This is a genomic window from Glycomyces sp. NRRL B-16210 (assembly GCF_000719515.1).
Classification (GTDB): Bacteria; Actinomycetota; Actinomycetes; order Mycobacteriales; family Micromonosporaceae; genus Glycomyces.
Map to the genome: position 1 here is coordinate 399,481 of NZ_JOGR01000007.1, position 25,657 is coordinate 425,137.

The window sequence follows — 25,657 nt, forward strand, 5'->3', positions numbered from 1 at the left end:
CCCGGCCCGAACACTGGGAGGACCACCCCATGGAAGTTTTCTTCGTCGCGGCGGCGATCGCCTTCGGCGCGATCTTCGTCGGCGAGCTCGGCGACAAGAGCCAGCTCATGGCACTCACCTTCGCCACCAGGTACCGGCTGCGCACCGTCATCCTCGGCCTCGTCATCGCCATCGGCGCGCTCATCGGCCTCTCGGTCGGCGTCGGCGCCGCCGTCGGCAACCTCCTGCCCACCGACTGGATCCGCCTCGCCGCCGCGGCCATGTTCATCGGCTTCGGCCTCTGGGGCCTGCGCGGCGGCGCGGAGGAGGACGACGACGAGCACGCCGTCAAGGAGCGCCGCAACGGCCTGCTCACCATCGTCCCCGCCATGTTCCTCGCCGAGTTCGGTGACAAGACCATGATCATCGCCATGGGCATGGGCTCCAGCTACAACCCGTGGGGCGTGTGGATCGGCGGCACCGCCGGGATGCTCGCCGCCGACCTCCTCGCGGTCTTCGCCGGCGCGTGGGTCGCCAGGCGCATCCCCGAGAAGGTCGTCCGCTACGTCTCCTCCGGACTGTTCCTCGCCATCGGCGTCCTCCTGGGGGTCGAGGCCGTGATCGCCCTCGCGGACTAAGCTGGCGGGCATGCCGAAACCGGACGAGAACCAGGACACCGCCGTCATCTACACCGACGGGGCCTGCTCGGGCAACCCCGGGCCCGGCGGCTGGGGCGTGTACTTCAAGTGGGGCCACCACGAGCGGGAGCTGTACGGCTCGGAGAAGGCCACCACGAACAACCGCATGGAGCTCATGGCCGCCATCCAGGCCCTGGAGACGCTCAAGCGCCCCATGTCGGTGACGCTGTACACCGACTCCTCGTACGTCCGCAACGGCATCATGACCTGGATGCGCGGCTGGAAGCGCAACGGCTGGATCAACTCCAAGAAGGAGCCGGTCAAGAACGCCGACCTGTGGCGGCGCCTCGACGAGGCCGCCGCGCGCCACGAGGTCGACTGGCGGTGGGTCAAGGGCCACGCCGGCGACCCGGGCAACGAACGCGCCGACAAGCTCGCCTGCGTGGGCCGCGACGAGGCCGCCGGGCGCCGCTGAGACCGCGCCGCCGCGCACCCGGGCGACCGTGGCCGCGCACCCGCGGCCGGGACCGGTCCCGGCCCACAACGCGCCCGGCCCGCGGCGGCGATCCACGATGAGAATGGAACAATCACGACCATGAGCGACCAGGTACCGTCACGATTCTCCGGAGGCGTCGACCTCAGCACCCTCGCCGCCGCCGCACAGCAACAGCAGCAGGCCGCGCAGGCGCACCAGCACGGCGGCCCACCCGCCGGCGCGGGCGTCCTCGCCATCGACGTCACCGACGCGACCGTCCAGACCGAGGTGCTCGAACGCTCCCTCGACACGCTCGTCGTCGTCGCGTTCTGGGCCGACCAGGTGCCCGAGAGCCTCCAGGTCCGCGACCTCCTCCAAGGGCTCGCCGCCGAGGCGAACGGCGCCTGGGTCCTCGCCCGGGCCGACGTCCTCCAGAACCAGCAGCTCGCCGCCGCGCTCCAGCTCCAGGCGCTGCCGGCCGTCGTCGCGCTCGCGCAGGGCCGGCCGCTCGACCTGCTCCAGGGCCAGCAGACCGAGCAGGGCCTGCGCCAGTGGCTCGGCCGCGTCACGCAGGCCGCCGGGCTCGACGTGCCGCAGCCGTCCGACCCCGAGCTGGCCGCCGCCGAGGGCCTGCTGGTCAACGGCGACCTCGACGCCGCCGAGGCCGCGTACGACAAATACCTCAAGAACCACCCCGGGTCCGGCGAGGCCGAGGCCGGGATCGCGCAGGTGCGGATGCTGCGCCGCGTCGGGGCCCTCCCCGACAACGCCGTGGCCCTCGCCGACGCCAACCCCGACGACATCGACGCCGCGCTCGCCGCGGCCGACCTTCAGCTCCTGTCGGACCAGGCCGAGGCCGCCTACGACCGGTTGATCGCTCTGGTGGCCAAGAACTTCGGCGACGACCGCGAGCGCCTGCGCAAGCGCCTGGTCGAGTTGTTCACCATCGCCGGCGTTGACGACCCCGCCGTCGCCAAGGCCCGCCGCAAGCTCGGTTCGGTGCTCTTCTAGCGAGATTCATCAAGGGGCGCAACGCATCCGAACCTCCACGCCATGCGGTGGCGTGGAGGTTCGTCCGTTCGGCGCCCGAAGGCGGACGTTCGCCGGGCCGCGGCGACGGACGGTGAGTTCGCTTGCTCGACCTGGTGCCGAGGCCGTGCACTGTGACAAGCTAGCTGAGCCGGTTCCGTGGTGGGGAGGTGTGTGTTGCCCGCGACTCGATCAAGACGCGTCGCGGTCCTCGACGCGCCCTCGAACCTCGGCCTGCGCCCGCCGACCCCCAACACCGTCCCCGGCTGCGCCAAGGCCCCCGGCGCCCTGCGCGACCACCGGCTCATCGCGCGCCTCAACGCCATCGACGCCGGCTGCCTGACCCCGCCGCGCTTCGACGCCTCCGACTGGCGGCCCGGCGACGGCGTCGGCCAGGCCAAGGCCATCGCCGAGTACACCCGCCGCCTCGCCGACCGCGTCGAGCGGCTCTGGCAGGAGCGGCGCTTCCCGCTCGTCCTCGGCGGGGACTGCTCGATCCTGCTCGGCTCGGCCCTCGCCGCCCGGCGGCGGACCGAACGCGACGGCAAGAGCCGCGGCCTGATCCACATCGACGCGCACTCCGACTTCCGCCACCCGGGCAACTCCCAGTACGTCGGCGCGGCCGCCGCCGAGGAGCTGGCGCTCGCCACCGGGCGCGGCCAGCCCGACCTGACCGACATCGGCGGACTCAGGCCCTATGTGGACACCGATCATCTGGTGATGCTCGGCCTGCGGGCCGACGACCCGCACCGGGTCGAGCTGGAGGCCACCGGGATCGCGATGCGGACGGTGCCGGGACTGCGGTCGGGGGGCGTGGGCCGCAGCGCCGAATGGGCGCTGGAGGCGCTGGGGGACGTGACGACCTTCTGGCTCCACGTGGACGCGGACGTGCTCGACCCCTCGGTGATGCCGGCGGTGGACGGCCCGGCCCCGGGCGGGATCTCCCTCGGGGAGCTGAGCCAGATCATCACGACCTGCGCGGCCGACGACCGGTGCGTCGGCATGGACCTCACCGTCTTCGACCCCGACTACGACCCCGACGGCACCTACGCGAAGGCGCTCACCGACCTCCTTGTCGAGTCGCTCCAGTAAATGCGTTGATCATTCACCCTCTCGCATAGGAACATTGACGACGCAACTCGGCCGGTTGTCCACAATGTCCCCACGAGAGGAGCCCTTCCATGTCCTTCACCGATCTTCAGAGTAAAACGGCTCCGATCCGCCTGTGGGGCGACGTCGACGCCGTCGAGCCGCAGGCGCGCGGGCAGCTCCACAACATCGCCGGGCTGCCCTGGGTCCACGGCGTGGCCGTGATGCCCGACGTCCACTACGGCATCGGCGCGACGGTCGGATCGGTCATCGCGATGCGCAGGGCGGTCTCGCCCGCCGCGGTGGGCGTCGACATCGGCTGCGGCATGACCGCGCAGCGCACTTCGTTGACGGCCGACGACCTGCCCGAGGGCCTCGGGCGGCTGCGTTCGGCGATCGAGGCGGCGATCCCGGTCGGCCAGGCGATGCACAAGAGCTCGGTCGACGTGGGCCACGTCAAGACCGGACTGCACGGCTGGCACGAGTTCTGGTCGGGCTTCGACGATCTGGCGCCGCCGGTGGCCCGCCGGTCCGAGTCGAAGGCGATGAAGCAGCTCGGCACCCTAGGCGGAGGCAACCATTATATCGAAGTGTGTCTATCTGATGATGGACAGGTCTGGATGATGCTGCACTCCGGTTCCCGCTACGTCGGCAACGCGCTCGCGCAGCACCACATCGAGAAGGCGAAGGGCCTGCCGCACAACGCGGACCTGCCCGATCGGGATCTCGCGGTGTTCGTGGCCGACACGCCCCAGATGGAGGCGTACCGGCGGGACCTGTTCTGGGCGCAGGACTACGCCCGCCGCAACCGCGCCGTCATGATGGCGCTGCTGCGCCAGGTGATCAAGAAGCGCTTCGCGAAGGTCAGGTTCGACCCCGAGATCTCGGTCCACCACAACTACGTGGCCGAGGAGACCCACGACGGCCAGGAGCTGCTGGTCACCCGGAAGGGCGCGATCCGCGCCGGGCTGGGGGACATGGGGATCATCCCCGGTTCGATGGGCGCGGCGAGCTTCATCGTGCGCGGCCTCGGGAACGGGGCGGCCTACGAGTCGGCCTCGCACGGCGCGGGCCGCAAGATGAGCCGCAGTGCCGCGCGCAAGCGCTTCACCGTGGAGGACCTCATCGCGCAGACCGAGGGCGTCGAGTGCCGCAAGGATCCCGGCGTGATCGACGAGATCCCGGGCGCGTACAAGGACATCGAGGAGGTCATGGCGGCCCAGTCCGACCTGGTCGAGATCGTCGTCCGCCTGCGCCAGGTCATCTGCGTCAAGGGCTGAGCGCGGTCCGGGCTGCACCGCGGTGCAGCCCGGACGCGTTGCGGCTCAAGCCTTCGGCCGCGCGAGGACCTCGCGGTAGGGAGCGAGCAGTTCGAGGACCTTCTCGAGCGAGCCCGCGTCGAGCCAGAGGTAGTGCCATTCGTTGATCTCGGGATCGCGAAGACGGTCGAGGGTGCGCAGGGCCAGGGATCGCAGCTCCTCGGTGGCCTCGAAGGCACGGGTCTCGAGGATCTCGGCGATCCGCTCGTTCTCTGCCGGTGCGCCGAGCCGGTTCGCGATGAGGACCGCCGCGGCCACCGCACCCTGCGCCTCGGGGTTCTCGATGTACTCGTCGTTGTCGAGCACCTCGGCCATAGCGGCCCGCAACTGCTCGGCGACCTTTGCGGGATCGTTCTCGGCCAGAGCGCCGACGCAGTCCCAAGCGCCGTCGTTGTCGAACGGCCCATAATCCCAAGCGCCCATAAGTACCTCTTCCATCGGTGAGTATTCCGCCGATCGTAGGGACCGAGTGCGACAACGCGGGCCTCCCGCCTCGACAGGAGGCCCGCGTTTCCGTCAGTGCTGGGCCGGGAGGTCCAGGACCCAGGTGATGCCGAAGCGGTCCTTCAGCATGCCGTACAGCGCCGCCCATGCGGACGGGCCGAGCGGCTGGATCACGGTCGCGTCCTCGGCGAGGCGCTTCCAGACCGCGGTGAGCTCCTCGGGGTCGTCGCCGCGGACCGAGACGAAGAACGGGTCTTCACCCTGGCTCCACGGGCGCGACGCGGGCACGTCGTAGGCCATCACCCGGAACCCGCTGGGGGCCTCGACCTGGCCCCAGACGACGAGGTCGGCCTCGGCCGGGTCCTCGGCGCCGCCCATGTCCCCGTAGGTGGTGACGACCAGGTCGCCCCCGAACGCGGACCGGTAGAACTCCAGCGCCGCACGGGCGTCGCCGCGGAAGTTCAGGTGCGGAGTGGTGTTCACGCTCATGGAATCTGCTCCTTCGTTCGCATCGGCCGGGCGGTGCCGCCCGGTTCCATACGAGGCTGGCACCGGTAGAGGACAGTTCTCGTCCGCTATTGGTGGCAGGATCGCGTCCATGTCCGAGACCTCGTCGCGCCTGCTGAAGCTCCTGTCGGTCCTCCAGACCCCTCGGGACTGGCCGGGGCCGCAGCTCGCCGAGCGCATGGGCGTGGACGTGCGCACCGTGCGCCGCGACGTCGACCGCCTGCGGGAGATGGGCTACCGCATCCGGGCGCTCAAGGGCCCGCACGGCGGCTACCGGCTCGACGCCGGGTCGGCGCTGCCGCCGCTGCTGTTCGACGACGACCAGGCGGTCGCGCTCGCGGCCGCGCTCCAGAGCGTCACCGCGCCCGGCATCGAGGAGGCCGCGGCGCGGGCCTTGGCGACCGTGCGCCAGGTCCTGCCCTCCCGTCTGCGCCATCGCGTGGACGCGCTCCAGGTCACCGCCGTCAACGGGCCCGACGCTCCGGCGGTGCGCCCGGAGCTGCTCGCGGCCGTCGGAGCGGCCGTGCGGTCCCGGGAGGAACTCCGGTTCGACTACAGCGGCAAGGAAGGCGTACAGCGACGCAGGGCCCAACCGCATCACCTGGTCACGCGTCTCGGACGCTGGTACCTCGTCGCCTGGGACCCCGAGCGCGGCGACTGGCGGATCTTCCGCGTCGACCGCATGGAACTCCGTACGCCGTACGGACCGCGTTTCACTCCACGGGACCTGCCCGGCGGCGACGTGCGCGCGTTCGTGAGCGCCAGGTTCAAAGGCTCGGACAGCGTCAATGCGTGGCCCTGCCGCGGCGAAGCGGTGCTCGCCGCTCCTGCGGCGGACATCGCTCCCTACGCTGGGGACGGGCTCGTCGAGGATCTTGGTTCGGGCCGGTGCAGGATCGCGCTCGGTTCCTGGTCGTGGCCCGCGCTGGCGGCCGCGATCGGCCGTTTCGACGCCGATGTCGAGGAGGCGCGGCCTCCCCAGCTCGCCGCCGCCTTCACCCGCCTCGCTGCCCGTTTCGCCCGGGCCGGGCGGGACTCACCGCAGGCCGATGCTTGAGCAGTGTTTTTCGCGCTGCGCCGCTTCGCTTTTCGATTGGCGGAGCTTGCATCACAGGAGGCCGGTGAAAATCGCTGTGCCCGGGTGCTCCAGGCACCGTAGGCTCCGGGCGTGATCGAGTTCGAGACACTGCGCGGCCTGACGCATCGGGAGGTCGCCGGGCGGCTGCTCGCGGCCGGTTGGGACGTGTCCGGGACCGGCGACTGGGCCGTGGTCTGGCGCTCGCCCGATGGTGCGCAGGTCGCCCGGGTGTGCGCGTTCGAGCCCGCCTACGGGATCTTCGTGCGGTTGTGCCGCGATCTCGCCGGCCACCCGATGCTGCCGCGGATCGACTTCGACGCCGAACTCTCCGGCGGCGGACGGCTCACGGTGATGGAGTTCCTCCGCCCGGCCGAGCCTGGCGAGGCCGCCTCGGTCAAGGAGCGCTGGGAGGCCGCGGCCGTCGGCGATCCGATCACGGCGCTGCGACGCGCGGCCGAGCGCCTCGACGCCGAAGCGGCGGCCGCCTGCTCCTTCTGGGGAGGGCTCGACTTCAACCCCGGCAACGTCATGCGGCGCGAGGACGGCGAGCTGCTGCTCCTGGACCTGTTCTACGCCAACGGCCCTGAGATCTACCGCGTCCTGCTGGAGGACCCGGCGCAGATCGCCGCGGCCTTCCCCGCCCAGAAGCGGCGGTTCCTGTGCGAGATCGCCGCGATCGCCCGCGAGTCGACGACGCGGGAGCTGGCCGAGCTGCGCGCCGCCGCGGCCGCGATCGGCTGACCGCACCGATTCAACTCGCGAGAGCGGGCCCGAGTGCCGCTCGCACTCGTTCGGGCGACCACGTGTCGATCCGGTCGGCCGCGACCATCAGCAGTCCACCGTGCCGCAGGGTCCGGACCTCCGCGAACGCGCCTGACGCTTCTACGGCCGCCTTGCCTCCCAGCGCTTTCGCTGCTCCCGGGCCGCACGCGGTCGCCCAGCCGTATCCGCGCAGTCGCGTCTCGCTCTGCTCGTACGCCCGGTACCCGGCGGCGCCGAGCGTGCGTTCGTGCGCTGTAGTCCGCGGGTGCTGCTCGTTGCGGTCGACGTGCCCGTACGCGCCGTCCCGAGCCGCCATCTGGTCGGCCAGGAACGCGGCCCAGCGGTGCTCCTCGCGCGCTTCCGCGCCGCCGTAGCGCACCGCGGTGCAGCGCAGCCATCCGTCCGGTTCGCGGTGCGCCTGTACCTCGTGCACCGCCAGCTCGCCGTCTCGCGTGAACGCCGAGGCGCTCAGCGACACCGCCGTGAACTCGTCCCTCCAACCCGTATCGAACGCGGCCGCCCAGTCTCCGCCGAAGTGCTCGAACACCAGGGTCCTGCGAGCCGCCAAGGCGGACATGCGCAACCGGACCCGACGGTCGAACCGGTCCCCGTCGAGGACCGGCGCCGGACCGGGATCGGCGGCGAAGACGCCGCCGTAGAGACTCGCGGCGGCCGCCGTCAGCCAATCGCGGACGGCGGCGCGCGGGTCCGCCCCGGACCGGGCCGTCAGCACCGCTTGGAGGTCGGCCGGTTCGCTCCCGGGCGTCAACAGCGGCCGCGGCGCCGGAGTGCCCGGAGGCCGCAGCAGCGTGCCGTAGTCGGGCCCGAGCCGGTCCAGGACGTCCAGGCACGCCTCGCGTTCGCCGCCATGGCGAACCGAGTCGGAGACCTGCCCGCGCTCGGAGTAGCACACCAGCCACCCCGCGCCGTCCCGGACGAGGTAGCACCCCTCCGCGCCGTGCACGGCCTCGACCGGGCCGTCCGGCAGCACGTGCAGGTAACCGGGCCCGACCCCGAAGCGGCCGAGCCATGCGTTGAGAGCGGTGATGTCCATGGGGCGTTCCGATCCGGTCGCATTAACGGTTCAGTGGTCCGGGGTCAGCAGCGGCATCACGATCTGGTCGAGGATCTCGTCGATGACGTGCTCGGGCGCGGGGTGGCCGCGGGTGAGGAAGTAGTGGGTCAGCAGGGAAGGAGCGAGGTTCACCACGCGCGGCAGCAGGGCCTCGGGGCGGACCGTGCCCTGCTCGATGCCGTGTTCCAGGATCTTGGCGAAGATCCTTATGCGCGGCGCCTCGATGCGGTTGCGCAGCTCTTCGGCTTCGGCCTCGGCAGCACCCTCGTCCCGTCCGCTCGCGCCCAGCTCGCCGACCCAGCCGCGGATCGCCTCGCCGAACGGGCCGCCCTGGTAGGAGGCGATGAACCGCATGACCTTGAGGAGGTCCCCCCGGAGGTCCCCGCTCGGCTCGAACTCGGTCTCGGCCACCGTCGCCTTGTAGCGGGCCGCCGCCCTGATGAGATGCGCCCGGTCGGGCCAGCGCTTGTACAGCGAGGCCTTGCCCGCCTTGGCGCGGGCCGCGACGGCCTCCATGCGGAGGTTCGCGTAGCCGACCTCGGCGAGCTCCTCCAGGGCGGCCTCGAAGATCGCGCGCTCGAGGTCGTCGCCGCGTCTGCGCCCGGTTGTGGACTCGGTCACCGCTCCCCCTTCAATAGTGAACGATGCGTTCACTAAATGCTAGCTTGTAATAAGAGACGCGCCGTTCACTACATCAGCACGTCGAACACCATCACGCCATCGGCCGCCGGGCCCGCCGTCAGCGCCCCCCGGCCCTCCTCCGCAACACCATAGGAGGCCGTCCTTGACTGCCGTAACCCAAGCTCCGCCCCAACCGGCGATGACCCACCGCGAGGTCCTGCGGGCCCTCTCCGGACTGCTCATGGTCCTGTTCGCGGCCATGGTCTCCTCCACGGTCGTCTCCGTGGCGCTCCCGCAGATCGTCGGCTCGCTCAAAGGGACGCAGTCGCAGTACACCTGGGTCGTCACCGCTACCCTCCTGGCGAGCACCGCCTCGACCCCGGTCTGGGGCAAACTCGCCGACCTGTTCGACAAGAAGCGCCTGCTCCAGGTCGCCATCGTCATCTTCGCCGTCGCCTCCCTGGCCTGCGGCCTCGTGCAGAACACCGGGCAGCTCATCGCCCTGCGCGCCGTCCAGGGCCTCGGCATGGGCGCCCTCCAAGTCCTCGTCCAGGTCATCATCGGCGCGATGGTGAGCCCGAAGGAACGCGGCCGCTACAACGGCTACCTCGGCGGCGTCATGGCCGTCTCCACCGTCGGCGGCCCGCTGCTCGGCGGCGCCATCACCGACACCAGCTGGCTCGGCTGGGAATGGTGCTTCTTCCTGGCCGTCCCCATCTGCGTGATCGCCTTCGCGATGCTCTCGCGCACCCTGCACCTGGCCGAGACCAAGAAGCCCGACACCAAGGTCGACTACCTCGGCGCGACGCTCATCGCCGCCGGCGTCAGCCTCCTGCTCCTGTGGGTCACCTTCGTCGGCAACGACTTCGACTGGATCTCCTGGCAGACCGGCGCGATGGTCGCCGGCTCGATCGTCCTGCTCGGCGCGGCCACCGTGGTCGAGACGAAGGTCCGCGAACCGGTGGTGCCGCTGCACGTCATCAAGCGCCGCGACCCGGCGCTGGCGGTCGTGGCGAGCCTCGCGGTCGGCATGGCCATGTTCGGCGGCGCGGTGTTCCTCGGACAGTACTTCCAGATCTCGCGCGGCTTCTCGCCGACCGAGGCGGGCCTGCTGACGATCCCGATGATGTTCGGCGTCCTGATCAGCTCGGCCGTGGCCGGGCGGATGGTGTCGATCTCCGGGAAGGTCAAGCCGTACATCCTCACCGGGACGCTGGTCCTGACGGCCGGGTTCGGGATGCTCGCCACGATCGACCACACGACCTCGCTGTGGTTCATGGGCGTCGGGATGTTCCTGGTGGGCACCGGCGTCGGCATGGCGATGCAGAACCTGGTGCTGGTGGTCCAGAACTCGGTGCCGCTGCGCGAACTGGGCGCGGCATCCGGCGCGATCACGTTCTTCCGCTCGCTGGGCGGCACGATCGGCGTCTCGGTCCTGGGCGCGGTCCTGGCCAACCAGGTCGCGAGCAAGATCGCCTCGGGCCTCGCCGCGCTCGGCATCGACGTGACGGGCGGTGCCGCAGACGCCTCCAGCCTGGACCTGGAGGCGATGCCCGCGCCGGTCGTGGAGGTCGTCCGCGCCTCCTACGGCGACGCGACCGGGCACCTGTTCCTGATCTCGGCCTGCATCGCCGTCGTCGGCTTCGTCGCGGCCCTGTTCCTCACGCCGATCCGCCTGCGCGAAACGGTGGACATCGTCGAGGAGATCGCCGTGGGCGAGGAGACGGTGCTCGGAGCGAAGTAGCCCGCATCGCCTGCGGCCCGGACGCTGACGCGTCCGGGCCGCAGGCGTGCGCGGCCGCCCAATTGCGGAAAACGTAGCGGTGGACTTTATTGAGGCCCTGCTTGAAGAAGGGGCACAGGAAGTAGGCGTGGAGCTTGATCCGGCCCGTCGTCGTGCGGGTGGTGCGGGTCGTGTCCGAGTCGACGGCGGCGAGCGTGAAGCACCTGCGCACTGCGGACTTTCATGTACTCGCCATATGCCCGAGGCCCGGTCGGAGACGGCCCTCAATGGACGGACTAGCAGACCGAATCGCCCACGGTTGCCGGTGGCTCAACGCAGGGCGGACCACGGGTGCGGGGGTTCGGCGAGGTGGAAGCGCATGATCTCCATGAGACGGTTGCCGGGTTGGGCGCTCCAGTGCCCGGCTCGCGGGTCGGCCGGGGTCGGGAGGCGGCCCATCGCCCAGTGCAGGTGGTGCCAGAGGATGCGGGCGGCCCAGGTTTCGTCGTATTCGCCCAGATAGCCTTCGAGCACCGCCGGGACCGCGCGCAGTGGCAGTTTGGCGAACTCGGTCGCCGGGTCGGCCCAGGCCGCGTCGCCCCAGTCCAGCAGGGCGGTGAGCCGCCGGGAATCGGGGTCGGCGAGCAGGTTGGTGGGGCTGGCGTCGCCGTGGATCAGCCGGACCGGTGACGCAGCGGGAAACCGCGATTCGAGCCGATCGAACCAGCCGATAAGCCAGTTCGCGATGTCCGCGCTGAGATAGCCGGCATTGGCCAGAGTGGCGACGTCCGGGCGAGGATCTCTGGCGATTTCCAGCGGAACTTTTGGCAATTCCTCTACTTCACGGTGCAATGTGGCCAGTTCACTGCCGAGTTCCCGATAGACCGACCGCCATTGCTCATCGGCCGGGCCGGCGGGAAGGCCCGGAGCGATGCCGTCGACCCGCTTGATCACCATGTACGGGGTATCGAGCAGCTCGTCGTCGAAGGCGACCACCTCCGGAGTGCGAACCCCGGCGCGCACCGCCGCGGGAATCACGATCGCCTCCTTAAGCAGATTCTCGGTGGAATCGGGCCGCGCGATGCGCAGTACGAGGTGTTTACCGAGGAAGTAGACCTGGTTGGCCACGCCCTGGAACGGCGCGGGCTCGACCGAGTCAGGGCCGACGCGGTGGCGCCGGGCGATTTCGGCGAGCACTTCTGGAGACGGCATCCGGCAACGCTATTGCCGGGATTCAGAGGGCCGCAACGGCATTTCCGGCCGGGCATTCTGGTCAGGTGGCGTGTACGGCAGTGTCGGCGGCGACGAGTTCTACTTCAAAGCCATCGTGGTTCTCCAAGTAAGCGGCGTAATGGTCTTTGCCACCGGCGTAGGGATGGCGATCGGGGAACAGCAGCTCCCATCCGTGGTCGGCGCCTTCGGTGACGAGCCCTTCGACTTCGGAATTGTCGCGGACGTGGAACGCCAAGTGGTTCAGGCCCGGGGCACATCGGTCGTGCCGGTCGCCGGTGAGCGCCGGTGACTGCTCGACGACCAGGTAGGTCGGGCCGAGTCGCCAACTGCGTCCGGCCGACCAGTCCTGGTGGCGCGCATACCCGAGCCGTTCGAGCAGCCACCCGAGCGAGTCGATGGCCCGGGCGAGGTCGGGCACCCACAGCTCGACGTGGTGCAGTGTCCCGTTCGGTGGTGTTTCCATGGCCGAAAGCTACCCGGGACCGGTCGAGGTGAGCGCGGCGGCGACGGGGGAAGGAATCGGACTCTCCGAACCCGACCGCCTCGCCCGACCTCCGCGAGACGGCCTACTCCTCCTGGCAGCCCTTGAAATGGTCGTTTCCGGACCATCCGGTGTTCGCCCACTCCTTCGGGTCCGGCGGCGTGAAATCCGGATACAGCTCCGACAGCTCGGTGAGCATCCATTGGGTGAACCGGGCCGCGCCCTGCGGGCACGTGTGGATCCCGTCCGCGCTCCGGTCGGCGACACCGTCGATCTCCTGCCGGAACTCTGCGCCCCACACCGCTTCGGCGTCGAACACCACCGCCTTTCCGCCGGAGCCCTCGGCGACCGCGAAGGCCGCCTCGACGGCGCGCTCCAGATCCTCCATGTGCGGCTCGTAGAACTCGTCGGGCACGATCGGCGGCGGCGTCACGAACACCAGGGTGGCGCCGACTTCCGCCACCAGGTCGAGCAGCCGTTCGTAAGCCACCCGCTGCTCCTCGCCGTCGCCCCAGTCGTAGGTCGTGATCTGGTAGACGAAGGTGCTGGGCTTGGCGGACTCGACCCGGTCGGTCACCTCCTCCCACCGCTCCTCGGAGTTCGGCCCGACGACGTTCCCGCCGCCTTCCGAGGCCATCGAGTGGAACTCCACCCCGGCGGCCCCGAACGCGGCGCTCAACGGCAGCGACTGGCCCACTGCGACGGAGTCGCCCAGCAGGATCACCCTGGACAGCCCGGGATCGGGATCGTCGAGAGCCGTGGCCCCGGCAGACGGCGAGTCGGCCTGACCGGAGCAGGCGGCCGTCACCGCGAGTATGAGCGTGGAAAGGCCGGTCACGAGTGTTCGCATCTTGTTCATGCGTTTCACTGTGGCGCCGAAATGTCCCGCCGCTGCCGCCGCGATGTCGCGATCGTGTCGCAGACTCGCGCGGGCATGGCCGCGCCGGGTGCCGGCCCTGCATACTGGCCCGGTGGCGGACATACTGCTCATCGAGGACGACCCACTGGTCAGGCGCGGCCTTGAACTCGCCCTTTCCCGGCACGGGCACCACATCCGCGCGGCGGCGACCGGTGAGGACGGGCTCGCCGATTTCGAGGCGTCACGGCCCGACCTGGTGGTGCTCGACCTGATGCTGCCCGGAGTGGACGGCTTCACCGTGTGCAGCCGCATCCGATCGGCCGACCAGACCCCGGTGATCATGCTGACCGCCCGCGGCGACGACTTCGACGTCGTCGGCGGCCTGGAGGCCGGCGCGGACGACTACGTCGTCAAACCCGTGCAGCCCACCGTGCTCGACGCCCGCATCCGCGCGGTCCTGCGCCGCGGCAACGGCGACGGGCACGGCGTCAGCGTCCACGGCGCCCTCCGCATCGACACCACCGCGCTGACGGTGACCCTCCACGGCGAACCGGTCGCGCTGACGCCCAACGAGATGCGGCTGCTGCTCACCCTGTCCCGCGCCCCCGGACGCGTGTTCAGCCGACAGCAGCTCCTCGAAGCGGTCTGGGAGCACGATTACCTCGGCGACTCCCGCCTGGTCGACAACTGCGTGCAGCGCCTGCGGGCGAAGATCGAGACCGACCCGGCGGCCCCGCTCTACGTGCAGACCGTGCGCGGCTTCGGCTACCGCTTCGGGCCGCTGTGAGCAGGCGGCCGCTGCCGCGCGGGCTCCGCGCCCGCCTCATCGTCGCCTTCGCGCTCGTGACCATGCTCGGCGCCGGAGCGGCGTCCTGGGCCAGCGCCGAATCGGCGAGCGACGCACTCGTGGATTCGAGCCAGCGCCGGCTCACCGAGGACTTCGCCGAGCGGATCGGCGCGATCGCCCCGACCTTGACCTACCCTCCCGACCAGGAGACGCTCGACCGGCTGCGCGCCGCCGTCGGCCCGAACACCACCGTGACCTATGAGGACCTTCGATCCTCCGAAGGCCCCCACGCCGACCTGATCACCGATGAACTGCTCGACGCCGTGGGCGACGGCGATCGGATCGCGACCCAGCGGATCACCGACGACGGCCCCTGGCTGCTGATCGGCGCGCCGGTCATGATCACCGCCCCGGACGGGACGCGGACCCCTTCGGGCATCGAGGTCTACGCCGTTCGCGACCTCGCCGAGGTGCACCGGCAGATCGCCGCACTCGCCTCCTCCGCGATCGGCACGGCGGGAGCGGCGCTCCCGCTGTCGGTGCTGGTGGCGCTCATCGCCGCCCGCAGCGTCCTGCGGCCCGTGCGCGAACTCCGCGACACCGCGCGGCGGCTCGCCGACGGCGACCTCGACGCGCGCACGCCGCCCCTGGGCGCCGACGAACTCGCGCAACTGGCGGTCACGGTCAACGAGATGGCCGAGTCCGTGCAGGGATCGATGGCCGCGATGGGCCGGATGCAGGCGGACGCGCGGCGGTTCGCCGCCGACGTCTCCCACGAACTGCGCACCCCGCTGACCACGCTGACGGCGGTCGCCGAGGTCTTGGAGGACGCGTCCGGCGGCATGGAAGCCGACGCCGCAGAGTCCGCGCGGCTGGCGATCACCGAGATCCACCGGCTGGTGCGCCTCGTCGAGGACCTCATGGAGGTCTCCCGGTTCGACGCCGGGACCGTCCACCCGCGACTGGAGGAGGTCGACCTTGCCGAGGCCGTCCGGGACTCGCTGCGCGCCAGAGGATGGCTGGACCGCGTCGAGACGACCGGACCCGAGACGATACGACTGCGGGCCGACCGCCGTCGCCTGGACGTCATCATCGCCAACCTCGTCGGCAACGCCCTGCGACACGGCGCACCGCCCGTGCGCATCGACCTGTCGGCATCCGAGACGCACGTGCGCATCGAGGTCACCGACCACGGGCCCGGCCTGAGCGATCAAGCACTGCCGCATGTGTTCGACCGCTTCTACAAGGCCGACAACGCGCGCACCCGTACCCCGGGCAGCGGGCTGGGCCTGGCCATCGCGCTGGAGAACGCCCGCCTCCACGGCGGCGACCTCACCGCGGGCAACGCCGACGGCGGCGGTGCGGCCTTCATATTGCGACTCCCGATCGGATCGGAGGAACCGTGAGACGGATCTGGTCGGCGGCGTTCGCGCTGCTGCTCGCGGGCTGCGGCGTCCAACCCTCCGAGGTGACCGACGGAGGCACCGCCCCGACCGGCGTCGCCCCCGGCGTGACGCTGTACTTCGTGGACGAGCAGGGGGCACTGGTCCCGAGCGAGCGCGATACCGGCCGCCTCGGCACCATCGCCGACGCGTTGGCGCTCCTGCTGACGGGTCCGGGCGATTCGGACCTGCGCACCGAGATCCCCTCGGGCGACGTCACGAGGGTCACGGTGACCGTGGGGGAGGACGTGGTCGAACTGCGGGTGCCGCTCGCGGCCGACGAGGTCACTCCACTGGGGACCGACCAGATCGTGTGCACGGCGCTGGCGGCCCACGTGCAGGCCGGCGGGTCCGCGGAGGTGAAGGCGAGGGTCCACTTCACGCTGCCCGAGCCGGATTCTGACGCGCTGCGGACCTGCCCTCTGACCGAGTGACCGCTAGAGCACGCCGACGTCGATCACCGGCGGCGCGGGTGCGGGCAGCAGGGCCCACATGGCGGCGAGCAGGATCATGACCGCCGCGAACGCGATCAGACCGCGGCGGCCCCTGGCCCACTGGGCCCGATACCGGATCGGGTCTTCGACGAGGTGCTTCGAAAGCACGGCGAGGGCGAGCGACACTGCCAGCACGAGAGCCGTCCACGGCCACCCGCCCAGCCCGGTCACCTGCGGTGAGAGCATCACGATGACCGGCCAGTGCCACAGGTAGAGGCTGTACGACACCAGCCCCAGTCCTCGCAGCGGCCGCCAGGCGAACACCTTGGAGACCAGAGCGTCCGGCCGCTCCGCGCACAAGACGATCAGCAGTGCCGACAGGAGCGAGTGTGCGAACAGCCCGCCGGAGTACAGCCAAGGCGAGTCCACGCCGTCGGCGATGAGCCAGATCGCGCCGATCCCGAACGCCGAGAACACCGTCAGTGATCCCGCGTGCCGACCCACAATCTGACGCAACCGTTCGCGGACTTCCGGAACTGCCGCGAACGCGCCGAGGAGCAGCGAGAACGCGCGGGTGTCGGTGCCGATGTAGACGCGAGTCGGGTCGCCCGCGTCGACCAGGACGACCACCAGTGCGAGAGAAGCAAGCGAGATCAGTCCCGCGGCGATCGCGACGTTCCGGCCTGCTCGGGCGGATCTCGCGAGGACCAGTACGACCAGCGGCCAGACCACGTAGAACTGCTCCTCGACGGCGATGCTCCACAGGTGCTCGAACACGCGCTCGGTGCCGAACCGGTCCCAGTAGCTCGCCGACTCGGCCAGCAAGTGCCAGTTGTAGAGGTTCGCCTGCGCCCACGGGCCGTCGGCGAGCGCGGTCCGCACCAGGTCCGGCGGCGCGAGCGACCAGACCACCGCGGTCACGACCGCGAGCATCGTCGCCAGTGCGGGCAGCAGCCGCCGGATTCGCCTGCCCCAGAAGTGGACCAGCGATACCCGTCCGGTCGCCGCGACCTCGCGGAGCATCAGATCGGTGATGAGGTAGCCGGAGAGGACGAAGAACAGGTCCACGCCGAGGAATCCGCCGGGCAGGTTCCCCGTGTGGAACAGCAGGACCCCGGCGATCGCGACGCCGCGCAGACCGTCCAGCGCGGGCAGGTACCGGGAACGGGCCGGCTCCCGGGTGCTCGGGGCCGTGAGAAGTTCAGCCATGCCTCGACTCTGGCTCCGCAATGTCCGAACGCGGTCCGCGCGATGTCGCAACCGTGTCGCAGGCGGACCATCTGGGGCAGTCAATGCCGTAGAGGAACGGGCCGTTCTCACGGGGAGCGCCGGGTGTGGGGTCGAGTGCCTTGCGGAGTTCCAGCCCGTCGGTAGTCGGTAGAGCAAAGCCGGGAGGCGGTTCGACCGCCTCCCGGCTCCGCTGATCCGTTGCGGTTCAGGCGGTCTCGACGGGCAGACCCGCTTCGGTCCAGTCCTCGATGCCCTCCTTGTACTTGCGGACCGCGGTGTAGCCCAGGGCGGTCAGGCGCTCGGCGACCTGGCCGCTGTTGGGACAGGCCGGGTTCGAGCAGTAGGTGACGATCGCGGCGTCGCGGTCGGGGAGCAGGCTCGGCGCCTGGGCGTCGACGTCGGCCAGGACGAGCGGGACGGCCCCTGGCAGGTGCTGCTTCGCCCAGTACTCGCCGCCGAGGGCGTCGACCACGGTCACGGTGCCCGATTCGATCGCGGACTTGAGCTCGTCGCGGGTGATGAGCTTGGTCATGGCATCGCCTTCCGGTAAGTGGACTATAGTCCAGATGTGCCCGACGATCGTAACGGACTGCGGTCCACTTCTGCAACTCCCTTGGAACTGCTGCGCACCCCGCCGCCGAAGGAGCGCTCCGACGCCGCCCGCAACCGGGCCGCGATCCTCGACGCCGCCGCTCGGCTCTTCGCCGAGCACGACGTCGAATCGGTCTCGATGGACCAGGTCGCCGAGGCCGCCGGCGTCGGCAAAGGCACCCTGTTCCGCCGCTTCGGCGACAAGTCCGGACTCGCGGTCGCCCTGCTCGACGCGAGAGAAAGGGCCCTCCAAGAGGCGATCCTCAGCGGACCGCCGCTACTCGGACCCGGCGCGCCCGAGGCCGAACGCCTCCTCGCCTTCGCCGACGCCTACCTCGACTACGCGCTGGAGCACCTGCCGCTCGTGCGCATGTCGGAGACTGCGAGCGTCGGCGCCCGCTACCGGATCGGCGCCTACCGCTTCTGGCACCGCCACATCACCATCCTGCTGCCAGGGTCACCCGACGCCGACTACACCGCGCACGCCCTCCTCGCCCAAGTCGACGCCGAGCACCTCAGCGCGATCGTGCCCGAACTGGGGGAGGAGCGCATCAGAGCAGGGATTCGGCGACTGTGGAGCGATGCCGCCGACCCTCGATGACCAGCTCGGATCGGTCAGTGGCGCGCGATGGTTCAGCGGGAGAAGGTGACGTGGACGGTGCCGCTCTCGGCGACCTCGCTGGTGACTTCGTAGTCGCGTTCGAGTTCGCGCAGGTCCGTCCACAGGTTCTCGCCGCGGCCGAGCAGGATCGGCGCGATGCCGACGTGGAGCCGGTCGACCAGGCCCGCGGCCAGGTAGGGCCGCACGGTCCGGATGCCGCCGCCGATGCGCACGTCGAGGTCGCCCGCGGCTTCCCGAGCGCGGGCGAGGGTCTCATCGGCGGAGGTCTGGACGAAGTGGAACGTGGTGCCGCCTTCCATCTCCAGTGACGGCCGCTGTTCGTGGGTGAGCACGAAGACCGGGCATCCGAACGGCGGGTTCGGACCCCACCAGCCCTGCCAGTCGGGGTCGTCGGGGTGGAGGTGGAGTCCGAACATGCCCGCGCCCATGATCTCGGCGCCGATGCCCTCGAAATACGCGGCGGCGTAGTCGTCGTCGATGCCGGTGGTGCCCTTGCTGGTCTGGCCCAATACGCGCTCTTGCATCGTGCGCGTGGCCACGTAGGCGGCGGTGAGGCGGTGCCAGTCCTGGCCGATCGGGTCGTCGGGGGTCTGGTCGGTGGTGGTGGCGTAGCCGTCGAGGGAGATGTTGAGATCGACTCGTACCCGGCCCATTGCTACTCCTTCAGAGTGGTTGTATTATGCAATCACTACGGTAGGTCGTGGTGTTCGGCGATGTCAAGGAGGCACGGCGTTGGGTCGAGGAGTGATCGCCGAGGCGCGGTCCGGATGCGCGATCAACGCGGCCGTGGAGGCGCTGGGCGACCACTGGTCGTTCCTGGTGCTGCGCGACATGATCTTCGGCGACCGCCGGTACTTCCGCGAGCTGTTGAACGGCTCGATCGAGGGCATCGCCTCCAATATCCTCAGCGACCGGCTGAAAAAGCTCGTCGCCGCGGGCCTGCTCACCAAGGAGGAGGCCGTACGCGGCCGGCGCGTCCGCTACAGCCTCACCGAGGCGGGGATCCAGACCCTGCCGATCCTGTTCGCGCTCGGCAACTGGGGCCTGGACTGGCGCGAGGGCACGCCTGAGCTGCGGACCCGCCAGGAACTCATGCGCGCTGAGGGGCCGGCGTTCATCGAGGAGCTGATGGACGAGCTGCGCGTGCACCACCTCGGCGCCCCGCCCGTCGAACGCGACGGCCCCGGGCCCCTGGAACGACTCGAAGCGGCGTACCAGCGGGCGGCCGCGAAGACCTAAGGCCGGTGGAGCCGGGTCGCCAGGTCGTCCGCGGGTGGGTCTAGGAGAGGCGGAATCGCGCGGCGAGGTCCTCTGCGATGGCATCGGGCGAGGCGGAACCATCGATGTCGACCACCTGCATCCCGAGCTCAGCGGCTTCGGCGCGGATCTCCTGGTCCCAGTAGCGGTCGCGGGCCAGCCGGATCTCCAGGGCCTTGCGATGGTCGGCGGTTCCCCAGTTGGCCCTGGCTCGATCGGGATCGGAGTAGCGCTCGGTGAGCGCTCGGCGCCGGAATTCGCCGGTCGGCAGCAAGAACGCCGCCTGCTCCGGCCACGCCAGCAGCGGCGCCACCTCGGCCGGTCGAGTGCGGAAATCATCGGCGAGCACGGTTCCCACCCCGGTCATCGCGCACAGGTCGTCGAGAACGAACGGGAAGGTCTCGCCGTGGCGGCTCGGCATCGACGCGAACGCCTCCTCGGCCGTACGCCCGGTGGATCGCTCTTCGGCCGACATGCGCAGCAGCGCCGCCAAGTGCGGTTGGCGACGCTCGTCGCAGTGTTGGACCTAGTTCGCCTCGGCGGCGTCACCGTCGTAGATCCGAAGCCGATACCGCTCGGCCAGCAGGCGGGCAACGGTGCTCTTTCCCGCGCCGGTGCCACCACCGATCCAGCGGACATGGGAGACATCGGAGGGGCCGGTCATGGCCTTCACGATAGCGGTGACCGCCAGAAGAGCGGACGCACACGCGTGACCGAGCTGCGTGGCCGGGCGTGCCTGCTAGGGGCGCATAGAGTGGTACTGCATTCGTGATCATTGCGGCGTCCGAACCATGTGCACGTGAAGGCTGCTCGTGCCTGCTTCGCTATGCGACCCACCCCATCCCAACCAGGCCCTCTTCGCGAGTAGGAAACTTGAGCAAGCTCTGCCTGACCATCGGAAAGGATCGCGACCGTGAAGAAGTACGTGCTCTTCGATCATGACGGCGTACTGGTGGACACCGAGTTCTGGTATTGCAAGGCCGGAGAACGCGCCCTCGCGGATGTCGGTCTGGACTTGGACAAGGACCGATACCTCCGGGACATGAATCAGGGCCTCGGCACTTGGGCCCAGGCCAGGGCGGCAGGCATCGATGAACCGACCATCAGCGAGCTGCGGAAGGCTCGCGACGAGTACTACCAGGAGCACCTGAGAACAGAGGACATTGCGATCGAGGGCGTTGTCGACGCCCTTTCCGAGCTGTCGAAATACGTCCGCATGGCGATCGTGACCACGGCGAAGCGTGTGGATTTCGCGATCATCCACGAGAAGCGACAGATCAGGGAGTTCATGGACTTCGTCCTTGTCCGCGAGGACTATGAGCGCTCCAAGCCGCACCCGGAACCGTACCTGACCGGCCTGAAGCGCCTCGGTGCGCTCAAGGAGGAGACGTTGGTCGTCGAGGATTCGGCCAGAGGCCTGAATTCGGCCGTAGCGGCCGGCATCGACTGCGCCGTCGTCTACAACGACTTCACAAAGGCGCAAGACTTCTCGCAGGCTACGCATCGAATCGATACGCTGATCGAATTGAAAGACATTATTCTCAATGGCCGGTGTGCTTCGTGATCGTCACCCGGGCCCGACTCGTCTACGAGGTTTAGTTGCGGCCTGCGGCGCGGGGGAAGCCGGTGAAGTCGGTGGTCTCCGCCTCCTCGAAGTGAGCGGACCATCAGTACGATTCGCCTAAGCCCTCAAACTTCGGAAGGCGATTCGGCATGAGCGACTATGAGCGGATCCAAGTCGATGCGGACCTGTCCTCAGACAACCCCATCGACAACGCCATGGGCAGTCTGCCCGGCATCAGCGCCATGCCAGGCGTCAGACATGGAAGACGCCGCTGAGATGTGGAGGCGCATCGCCCAGGCCAACGTCGATCTCAGTCAGGCCGTGGTCGACAACATGCAGCAGCTCTCGCAGCTGATGGGAGAGGCGAGATCGACAGTGCAACTGCTTGCCGACAACATCCAGGCGGCGAGCGCGGCCTGGGACGGCGCCGACGCCGAGATCGAGCAGATCTTCAAGGAGATCGAGCTCATCATCGTGGTCGACGTCCCGGAGTGCTGAGGTGAGTTCACGGCTCGTCATCCACGCCCCCTCGCTGGAGACCGAGGACATCGGGCCCGACTCGCTCACCGGCAGAGTCCGCGGCGCGAAGATCGCGCCCGCGGTGCGGGTGAACGGCCGCCCGGTGAACGACCACCCCGATCGCGGCGCGCAGACTCGCATGGAAGTGCCGCTGAAGCCCGGCAGGCACCGGGTCGAGGTCATGGTCAAGCAGACCTACGAGACCGTGCTGGTCGAACTGGCCCGAGACGAGACCGTCGCGTTGCGGATCGGGTACCTGCGGCAGCAGACCGACGGCAATGACCGGCTCTACGTCGGCAGCAAGACCTATGTGAACCGAGCGTCCAACGCCGGAAGCTCTGCGGTGCTCCAAGGCGTCGGTTGCGGCGCGGCCCTGTGGTTCCTCGCCTACGCGGCACTCACGTTGGTCGTCATGCTCACCGGCAAAGCGCTCGGACTCACTGCGTCCCAGGCGGTCCTCGGTAGCTTGGCGGGCGCGGTGGTCGTGGGGATCATCGGCGGGATCCTGGTCTTCTGGAAGGTTCGCAGGCAGGTCACGGACACCGGCGAGGTCGCCACCAAACCGATCCGCATGGACGGCGGCGCACTCCTGCTTCCGGCCGCGGTCGAACCGCCTTCGGGCCGTTCGGGAATCGTGCTGCGAGTGCGCGCGCGGCCGCGGACGCTGAACATGATCGGCTTCTCCGCCAGGCTGCTCGACACCAAGAAGCGGACCTGGTACGAGTTCTACTACAACGAGCTGATCGACTGGGCCGCACGGCCGCGCGTGTTCCTCGACGGCCGGGAACTGGGCGCGGCCTGGGGCAAGTGGTGGATCCCGGCGGGCGCCGGCACGCACCGGCTCCGCGTTGAGATCAACGGGATCGGCGGTTGCAAGGACGTCGCTGCGGCCGGGGAGGCCGACATCGTGGTGGGGGCCGGGGCCGAACAGGTCGAGGCCCGCTTCAATTTCATCGCGATGGCGCACCGCCGTGAGGAGGCCCGACCGGAACTGGTCTCGCGCTGGCAGCGGGTGATGCGGCGGGCCAAGCGCTACGAGGACATGGCGGGCCAGGCCCTGGGAGAGCCCGACTTGGAGTTCGTGACGCACGAACCGAAGTGAGCAAGGCCAGTTGGCTTGCCCCACAACAGGAGCCAGCCCGACTGTTCGCGCCGGCGGGTGCACCGTGGCCTCCAGCAGGCCCCGCCCGACGATCAGCTCGGGCCTCCCGGTCGCGACCGGGTGCGGGGACGCCGGAGGGGCCGTCAGGGCCGCCTGGGCGTTTCCGGTCGACACGGCTTTCCGCTTCTCGGCATGACGGGTTCCCGTGCGGGGCCGGTCAGTAGTTCTTCCACTCCGACTCGACCCTGTCGAGGATCACCGGGTGCATGAGCGTCGAGGGCTCCATGTCCATCTCGGCCCGGTCGGGCGGGAAGACCTGGGCCGCTTCGAGCACTTCCGGTGTGAGGGACCGGAACGGCCCGACCGACGTGTCCAGGCTGAGCAAGGGGGCCTCGCCGTCGGCCTGCACCAGGTGGAAGCCCCAGTCGCCGAAGCTCGGCACGCTCACCCAGTACGGGGTCGGCTCGTGCTCGGCCGCTTCGAGGGTCGCGTTGATCGTCCAGAACGTCTGCGGTGCAAAGTACGGCGAACCGCTCTGCACCACCATGCGCCCGGTCGCGTTGAGGTGGTCGGTCGCCAGCCCGTAGAACTCGATCGAGTACAGCTTCGCGGTCTCGGTCGCGTCCGGGTCGGGCATGTCCACGATGATCGCGTCCCACACCCCGTTCTCGCCGCGCAGCCACGTGAACGCGTCCTCGTTGACCACCCGCACCCTCGGGTCGTTCATCGCCCCTTCGTTGAGCGCGACCAGGTCGTCGAACTCGCGGCCCAGGTCGGTCACCGCCTCGTCGAGGTCGACCAGGGTCACCGACTCGACGTCCGGGTAGCGCAGGATCTCGCGCACCGCGAGCCCGTCGCCGCCGCCGAGGACCAGCACGTTCGCTCGCGGTCCGTCCATCGCCGGGTGCACCAGCGCCTCGTGGTACCGGTATTCGTCCACAGAGGAGAATTGCAGGTCGCCGTTGAGGTACAGCCGCATGTCCTGCTCCCCGAACGGCAGCGCCGACTCGGTGATCACGATCTGCTGGTACACGCTGTCCTCGGTGTAGACGATCGGCGCCGCGTACAGCGCCTGCCGCGCGTTCGTCTCGAACCGGTCGGTGTAGGCGAACGCCGCGACCAGCAGCACCGCCGAAGCGACCGCCGCGATCGCGAGCAACTGCTTAGAGAGCTTCGACAGGTCCTCGCGGAACAGCAGGAACACCAGGAGCACGCCCGCGACCGCGTTCACCGCCCCGACCAGCAGCGCCCCCTGGACCTGCCCGAAGAACGGCAGCAGCACGAACGGGAACGCCAGGCCCCCGATGAGGCCGCCGAGGTAGTCCGCGGCGTTCAGATCCGCGACCGCCGCGCCCGCCGCCTGCTCCCGGATGCGTTGCAGCAGCTCCATGAGCAGCGGGATCTCCGCCCCGATGAGCAGGCCGATCGCGGCCGCGACCGCCACCAGCGGCAGGCTGTACAGCGTCGTCCACGCGAACGCCGCGTACAGCAGCATCACGCTGAACCCGCCCAGCAGCGCCAGCGCCAGCTCCACGGCCGCGAACGACAGCGCCGGCCAGCGCCGCAGCGGCTTGGCCGCGAGCGCCCCGATCCCCATCGCGAACACCATCACCGACAGGACGATCGACGCCTGCTTCGCGGTGTTCCCGACCAGGTAGGCGCCCAAGGTGATGAGCGCGAGTTCATAAACGAGCCCGCACGCCGAGACCGCGAACGCGGTGGCGAGCAGGCCGAAGCGCGACAGGCGGACCCGGCGCGCCGAGAGGGTTCGCAGAGGGGTGGCCTCGGCGGTCAAGAGAGCGCCATCGCGATGACCCCGCCCAAGGCGACGTGCATCGCGGCGCTGACCCACACGGCCGGCTGCGTGCCCTCGGCCACGACGATCGCGCCGTGGTCGCCGGGGGTGACCCAGTCGAGGATGAGGAACGCGATGGCCATCGCGACCAGGCCGATCACGCCGTAGATGAACGTCGAGACGATCCCGACCAGCAAGGACCCCTCGGAGGAGGCCCAGATCGCGCCGACCACGATCAGCCCGACGCCGATCACGTTCGAGGCCAGGAGGATCCCGGCGTTCTTGTTGCGCTGGGTCCAGATCAGCTCGCCGAGCTTCCCGGGGGTGAGCCAGTCGGTGACCAGGTAGCCGAGCACCATGAGGACGATGCCGATCGCGCTGTAGGCGAGGGCGCCGAGCACGGCGTTGAGCAGCTCGTCGGAGGCGAACTCCGCCAGGTCGTTCGCTGCGAGGACTTCGATCATCGGAAGTTGTGCCTTTCGGATTGCGGGCAGGGCTTATTTGCCGGAGCCGGGGCCGCCGCCGCGGAACGGCGACGGGGGCGAGGACGACCATCCCCACAGGACGAAGATGCCCGAGTAGTGGTTGTAGCCGCTGCGGTAGTCGTGCAGCAGGATCTTCGAGCCGCCCTCGTACGGGGAGACGGCCACGATGTGCTTGGTGTACTGGAGGTAGTACACGCCGCCGGAGCTGCGCTCCTCGACGGCGTTGGCGCTCGCGTCGATCTGCGAGGCCACCGTCGCGGGGGCGGAGCTGGAGGTGTACGCGGTGCCGCCGCCCTCGTCGAGGCTCGCCGCCCGCGCGTAGTTGTCGCGGATCGTGTTGCTCGGGTTGGAGAAGTTCGTGCTCGACAGGAACAGGCCCCCGCAGCACAGGGCGAGCACCGTGATGATCGCCGTCCAGTGCTTCCAGTTCATGCCGCGCGAGGCGGGCCGCTCTTCAGGGGGCTGGTACTGCTGCTCGTAGCTCATCGGAGGTCCTCGGTCGTCTCTGGGGGGTTCG

Annotated in this window: 32 protein-coding genes; 17 read left to right on the forward strand and 15 right to left on the reverse strand. The window is 69.8% G+C overall.

Annotated features, from left to right (window positions below; all coding sequences use genetic code 11):
* Window positions 1–29: 29 nt before the first annotated feature.
* From IF12_RS0112365 to IF12_RS0112385, 5 genes are all read left to right on the forward strand, one after another.
* Complete coding sequence (locus IF12_RS0112365; RefSeq protein ID WP_030158546.1) at window positions 30–617, forward strand: TMEM165/GDT1 family protein; 588 nt, start codon at window positions 30–32, stop codon at window positions 615–617.
* Between the two features lie 10 nt (window positions 618–627).
* A complete protein-coding gene (gene rnhA / locus IF12_RS0112370; RefSeq protein ID WP_030158547.1) occupies window positions 628–1,092 on the forward strand; it encodes a ribonuclease HI in 465 nt (154 codons plus the stop codon).
* 120 nt (window positions 1,093–1,212) lie between these two features.
* Entirely contained in the window at window positions 1,213–2,103 is an 891-nt protein-coding gene (locus IF12_RS0112375) for a tetratricopeptide repeat protein (protein WP_030158550.1), read from the forward strand.
* A 195-nt stretch (window positions 2,104–2,298) separates the two neighbouring features.
* The gene (locus IF12_RS0112380) at window positions 2,299–3,213 is read left to right on the forward strand and encodes an arginase family protein (protein ID WP_030158551.1); all 915 of its coding nucleotides are present in this window, start codon (window positions 2,299–2,301) and stop codon (window positions 3,211–3,213) included.
* Between the two features lie 89 nt (window positions 3,214–3,302).
* Window positions 3,303–4,490 carry an RtcB family protein gene (locus tag IF12_RS0112385; RefSeq protein WP_030158553.1) on the forward strand — a complete coding sequence of 396 codons (1,188 nt, stop codon included), beginning with the start codon at window positions 3,303–3,305 and terminating at the stop codon, window positions 4,488–4,490.
* Window positions 4,491–4,535: 45 nt separating this feature from the next.
* Here IF12_RS0112385 and IF12_RS0112390 read toward each other — a convergent pair whose 3' ends face one another.
* Window positions 4,536–4,967 carry a DUF4259 domain-containing protein gene (locus IF12_RS0112390; protein ID WP_081913530.1) on the reverse strand — a complete coding sequence of 144 codons (432 nt, stop codon included), beginning with the start codon at window positions 4,965–4,967 and terminating at the stop codon, window positions 4,536–4,538.
* Between the two features lie 78 nt (window positions 4,968–5,045).
* The gene (locus IF12_RS0112395) at window positions 5,046–5,462 is read right to left on the reverse strand and encodes a VOC family protein (protein WP_030158557.1); all 417 of its coding nucleotides are present in this window, start codon (window positions 5,460–5,462) and stop codon (window positions 5,046–5,048) included.
* A gap of 109 nt (window positions 5,463–5,571) precedes the next feature.
* Between IF12_RS0112395 and IF12_RS0112400 the strand changes: the two genes are divergently transcribed.
* The gene (locus tag IF12_RS0112400) at window positions 5,572–6,537 is read left to right on the forward strand and encodes a YafY family protein (protein ID WP_030158558.1); all 966 of its coding nucleotides are present in this window, start codon (window positions 5,572–5,574) and stop codon (window positions 6,535–6,537) included.
* Between the two features lie 111 nt (window positions 6,538–6,648).
* Window positions 6,649–7,299, forward strand: coding sequence for a hypothetical protein (locus IF12_RS0112405; RefSeq protein WP_030158559.1), 651 nt, complete (start codon window positions 6,649–6,651; stop codon window positions 7,297–7,299).
* A gap of 10 nt (window positions 7,300–7,309) precedes the next feature.
* On the opposite strand, the gene IF12_RS0112410 is transcribed toward IF12_RS0112405, so the two are convergent.
* Complete coding sequence (locus IF12_RS0112410) at window positions 7,310–8,374, reverse strand: hypothetical protein (RefSeq protein WP_030158561.1); 1,065 nt, start codon at window positions 8,372–8,374, stop codon at window positions 7,310–7,312.
* Window positions 8,375–8,404: 30 nt separating this feature from the next.
* Complete coding sequence (locus tag IF12_RS0112415; protein WP_030158563.1) at window positions 8,405–9,016, reverse strand: TetR/AcrR family transcriptional regulator; 612 nt, start codon at window positions 9,014–9,016, stop codon at window positions 8,405–8,407.
* Window positions 9,017–9,215: 199 nt separating this feature from the next.
* On the opposite strand from IF12_RS0112415, the gene IF12_RS0112420 reads away from it, so the two are divergent.
* Window positions 9,216–10,760 (forward strand): MDR family MFS transporter, encoded by a 1,545-nt coding sequence (locus IF12_RS0112420; protein ID WP_081913532.1) that lies wholly within the window; start codon window positions 9,216–9,218, stop codon window positions 10,758–10,760.
* Window positions 10,761–11,069: 309 nt separating this feature from the next.
* Here IF12_RS0112420 and IF12_RS0112425 read toward each other — a convergent pair whose 3' ends face one another.
* The 3 genes from IF12_RS0112425 to IF12_RS23015 all read right to left on the reverse strand — a co-directional run bounded on the left by IF12_RS0112425 (window position 11,070) and on the right by IF12_RS23015 (window position 13,312).
* A complete protein-coding gene (locus tag IF12_RS0112425; protein ID WP_081913533.1) occupies window positions 11,070–11,951 on the reverse strand; it encodes a phosphotransferase family protein in 882 nt (293 codons plus the stop codon).
* A gap of 61 nt (window positions 11,952–12,012) precedes the next feature.
* A complete protein-coding gene (locus IF12_RS0112430) occupies window positions 12,013–12,435 on the reverse strand; it encodes a VOC family protein (RefSeq protein WP_030158569.1) in 423 nt (140 codons plus the stop codon).
* A gap of 103 nt (window positions 12,436–12,538) precedes the next feature.
* Window positions 12,539–13,312 (reverse strand): SGNH/GDSL hydrolase family protein, encoded by a 774-nt coding sequence (locus tag IF12_RS23015; protein WP_133884359.1) that lies wholly within the window; start codon window positions 13,310–13,312, stop codon window positions 12,539–12,541.
* A gap of 112 nt (window positions 13,313–13,424) precedes the next feature.
* Between IF12_RS23015 and IF12_RS0112440 the strand changes: the two genes are divergently transcribed.
* The 3 genes from IF12_RS0112440 to IF12_RS0112450 are packed head-to-tail and all read left to right on the forward strand — an operon-like array spanning window position 13,425 to window position 15,975.
* The gene (locus IF12_RS0112440; protein WP_030158573.1) at window positions 13,425–14,099 is read left to right on the forward strand and encodes a response regulator transcription factor; all 675 of its coding nucleotides are present in this window, start codon (window positions 13,425–13,427) and stop codon (window positions 14,097–14,099) included.
* Entirely contained in the window at window positions 14,096–15,505 is a 1,410-nt protein-coding gene (locus tag IF12_RS0112445; protein ID WP_030158575.1) for a HAMP domain-containing sensor histidine kinase, read from the forward strand. The genes IF12_RS0112440 and IF12_RS0112445 overlap by 4 nt, the downstream gene beginning before the upstream one ends.
* Complete coding sequence (locus tag IF12_RS0112450; RefSeq protein WP_030158577.1) at window positions 15,502–15,975, forward strand: GerMN domain-containing protein; 474 nt, start codon at window positions 15,502–15,504, stop codon at window positions 15,973–15,975. Before IF12_RS0112445 ends, IF12_RS0112450 begins: the two co-directional genes overlap by 4 nt.
* Window positions 15,976–15,978: 3 nt before the next feature.
* Here the strand turns inward: IF12_RS0112450 and IF12_RS0112455 are convergent, their stop codons facing one another.
* Together IF12_RS0112455 and IF12_RS0112460 are read right to left on the reverse strand one after the other, a co-directional pair.
* Complete coding sequence (locus tag IF12_RS0112455) at window positions 15,979–17,184, reverse strand: acyltransferase (protein ID WP_030158580.1); 1,206 nt, start codon at window positions 17,182–17,184, stop codon at window positions 15,979–15,981.
* Window positions 17,185–17,410: 226 nt separating this feature from the next.
* On the reverse strand, window positions 17,411–17,737 hold the full coding sequence (locus IF12_RS0112460) for a rhodanese-like domain-containing protein (protein WP_030158582.1): 327 nt from the start codon (window positions 17,735–17,737) through the stop codon (window positions 17,411–17,413).
* A gap of 81 nt (window positions 17,738–17,818) precedes the next feature.
* On the opposite strand from IF12_RS0112460, the gene IF12_RS0112465 reads away from it, so the two are divergent.
* Window positions 17,819–18,397, forward strand: a complete 579-nt coding sequence (locus IF12_RS0112465; protein WP_030158584.1) for a TetR/AcrR family transcriptional regulator — start codon at window positions 17,819–17,821, stop codon at window positions 18,395–18,397.
* A 32-nt stretch (window positions 18,398–18,429) separates the two neighbouring features.
* Here IF12_RS0112465 and IF12_RS0112470 read toward each other — a convergent pair whose 3' ends face one another.
* Window positions 18,430–19,071, reverse strand: coding sequence for a dihydrofolate reductase family protein (locus tag IF12_RS0112470; protein WP_030158585.1), 642 nt, complete (start codon window positions 19,069–19,071; stop codon window positions 18,430–18,432).
* Between the two features lie 79 nt (window positions 19,072–19,150).
* On the opposite strand from IF12_RS0112470, the gene IF12_RS0112475 reads away from it, so the two are divergent.
* Window positions 19,151–19,657, forward strand: coding sequence for a helix-turn-helix domain-containing protein (locus IF12_RS0112475; protein ID WP_231492558.1), 507 nt, complete (start codon window positions 19,151–19,153; stop codon window positions 19,655–19,657).
* A gap of 40 nt (window positions 19,658–19,697) precedes the next feature.
* Here the strand turns inward: IF12_RS0112475 and IF12_RS0112480 are convergent, their stop codons facing one another.
* Complete coding sequence (locus IF12_RS0112480; protein WP_030158589.1) at window positions 19,698–20,168, reverse strand: hypothetical protein; 471 nt, start codon at window positions 20,166–20,168, stop codon at window positions 19,698–19,700.
* 33 nt (window positions 20,169–20,201) lie between these two features.
* Entirely contained in the window at window positions 20,202–20,339 is a 138-nt protein-coding gene (locus IF12_RS25645) for a shikimate kinase (protein WP_133884358.1), read from the reverse strand.
* A 249-nt stretch (window positions 20,340–20,588) separates the two neighbouring features.
* Between IF12_RS25645 and IF12_RS0112485 the strand changes: the two genes are divergently transcribed.
* From IF12_RS0112485 to IF12_RS0112495, 4 genes are all read left to right on the forward strand, one after another.
* Complete coding sequence (locus IF12_RS0112485; RefSeq protein ID WP_030158591.1) at window positions 20,589–21,239, forward strand: HAD family phosphatase; 651 nt, start codon at window positions 20,589–20,591, stop codon at window positions 21,237–21,239.
* Between the two features lie 149 nt (window positions 21,240–21,388).
* A complete protein-coding gene (locus IF12_RS26915) occupies window positions 21,389–21,514 on the forward strand; it encodes a hypothetical protein (RefSeq protein WP_255343545.1) in 126 nt (41 codons plus the stop codon).
* Complete coding sequence (locus IF12_RS0112490; protein WP_133884357.1) at window positions 21,498–21,737, forward strand: hypothetical protein; 240 nt, start codon at window positions 21,498–21,500, stop codon at window positions 21,735–21,737. Before IF12_RS26915 ends, IF12_RS0112490 begins: the two co-directional genes overlap by 17 nt.
* A 1-nt stretch (window position 21,738) precedes the next feature.
* Window positions 21,739–22,860, forward strand: a complete 1,122-nt coding sequence (locus tag IF12_RS0112495) for a hypothetical protein (protein ID WP_030158595.1) — start codon at window positions 21,739–21,741, stop codon at window positions 22,858–22,860.
* Between the two features lie 217 nt (window positions 22,861–23,077).
* Here IF12_RS0112495 and IF12_RS0112500 read toward each other — a convergent pair whose 3' ends face one another.
* Genes IF12_RS0112500 through IF12_RS24140 form a run of 3 tightly spaced genes read right to left on the reverse strand, consistent with a single transcriptional unit; the run spans window position 23,078 to window position 25,626 of the window.
* Complete coding sequence (locus tag IF12_RS0112500; RefSeq protein WP_030158597.1) at window positions 23,078–24,655, reverse strand: polyamine aminopropyltransferase; 1,578 nt, start codon at window positions 24,653–24,655, stop codon at window positions 23,078–23,080.
* Entirely contained in the window at window positions 24,652–25,119 is a 468-nt protein-coding gene (locus tag IF12_RS26200) for a DUF350 domain-containing protein (protein ID WP_051704305.1), read from the reverse strand. The genes IF12_RS0112500 and IF12_RS26200 overlap by 4 nt, the downstream gene beginning before the upstream one ends.
* A 33-nt stretch (window positions 25,120–25,152) precedes the next feature.
* On the reverse strand, window positions 25,153–25,626 hold the full coding sequence (locus IF12_RS24140; RefSeq protein ID WP_051704306.1) for a DUF4247 domain-containing protein: 474 nt from the start codon (window positions 25,624–25,626) through the stop codon (window positions 25,153–25,155).
* Between the last annotated feature and the right edge of the window lie 31 nt (window positions 25,627–25,657).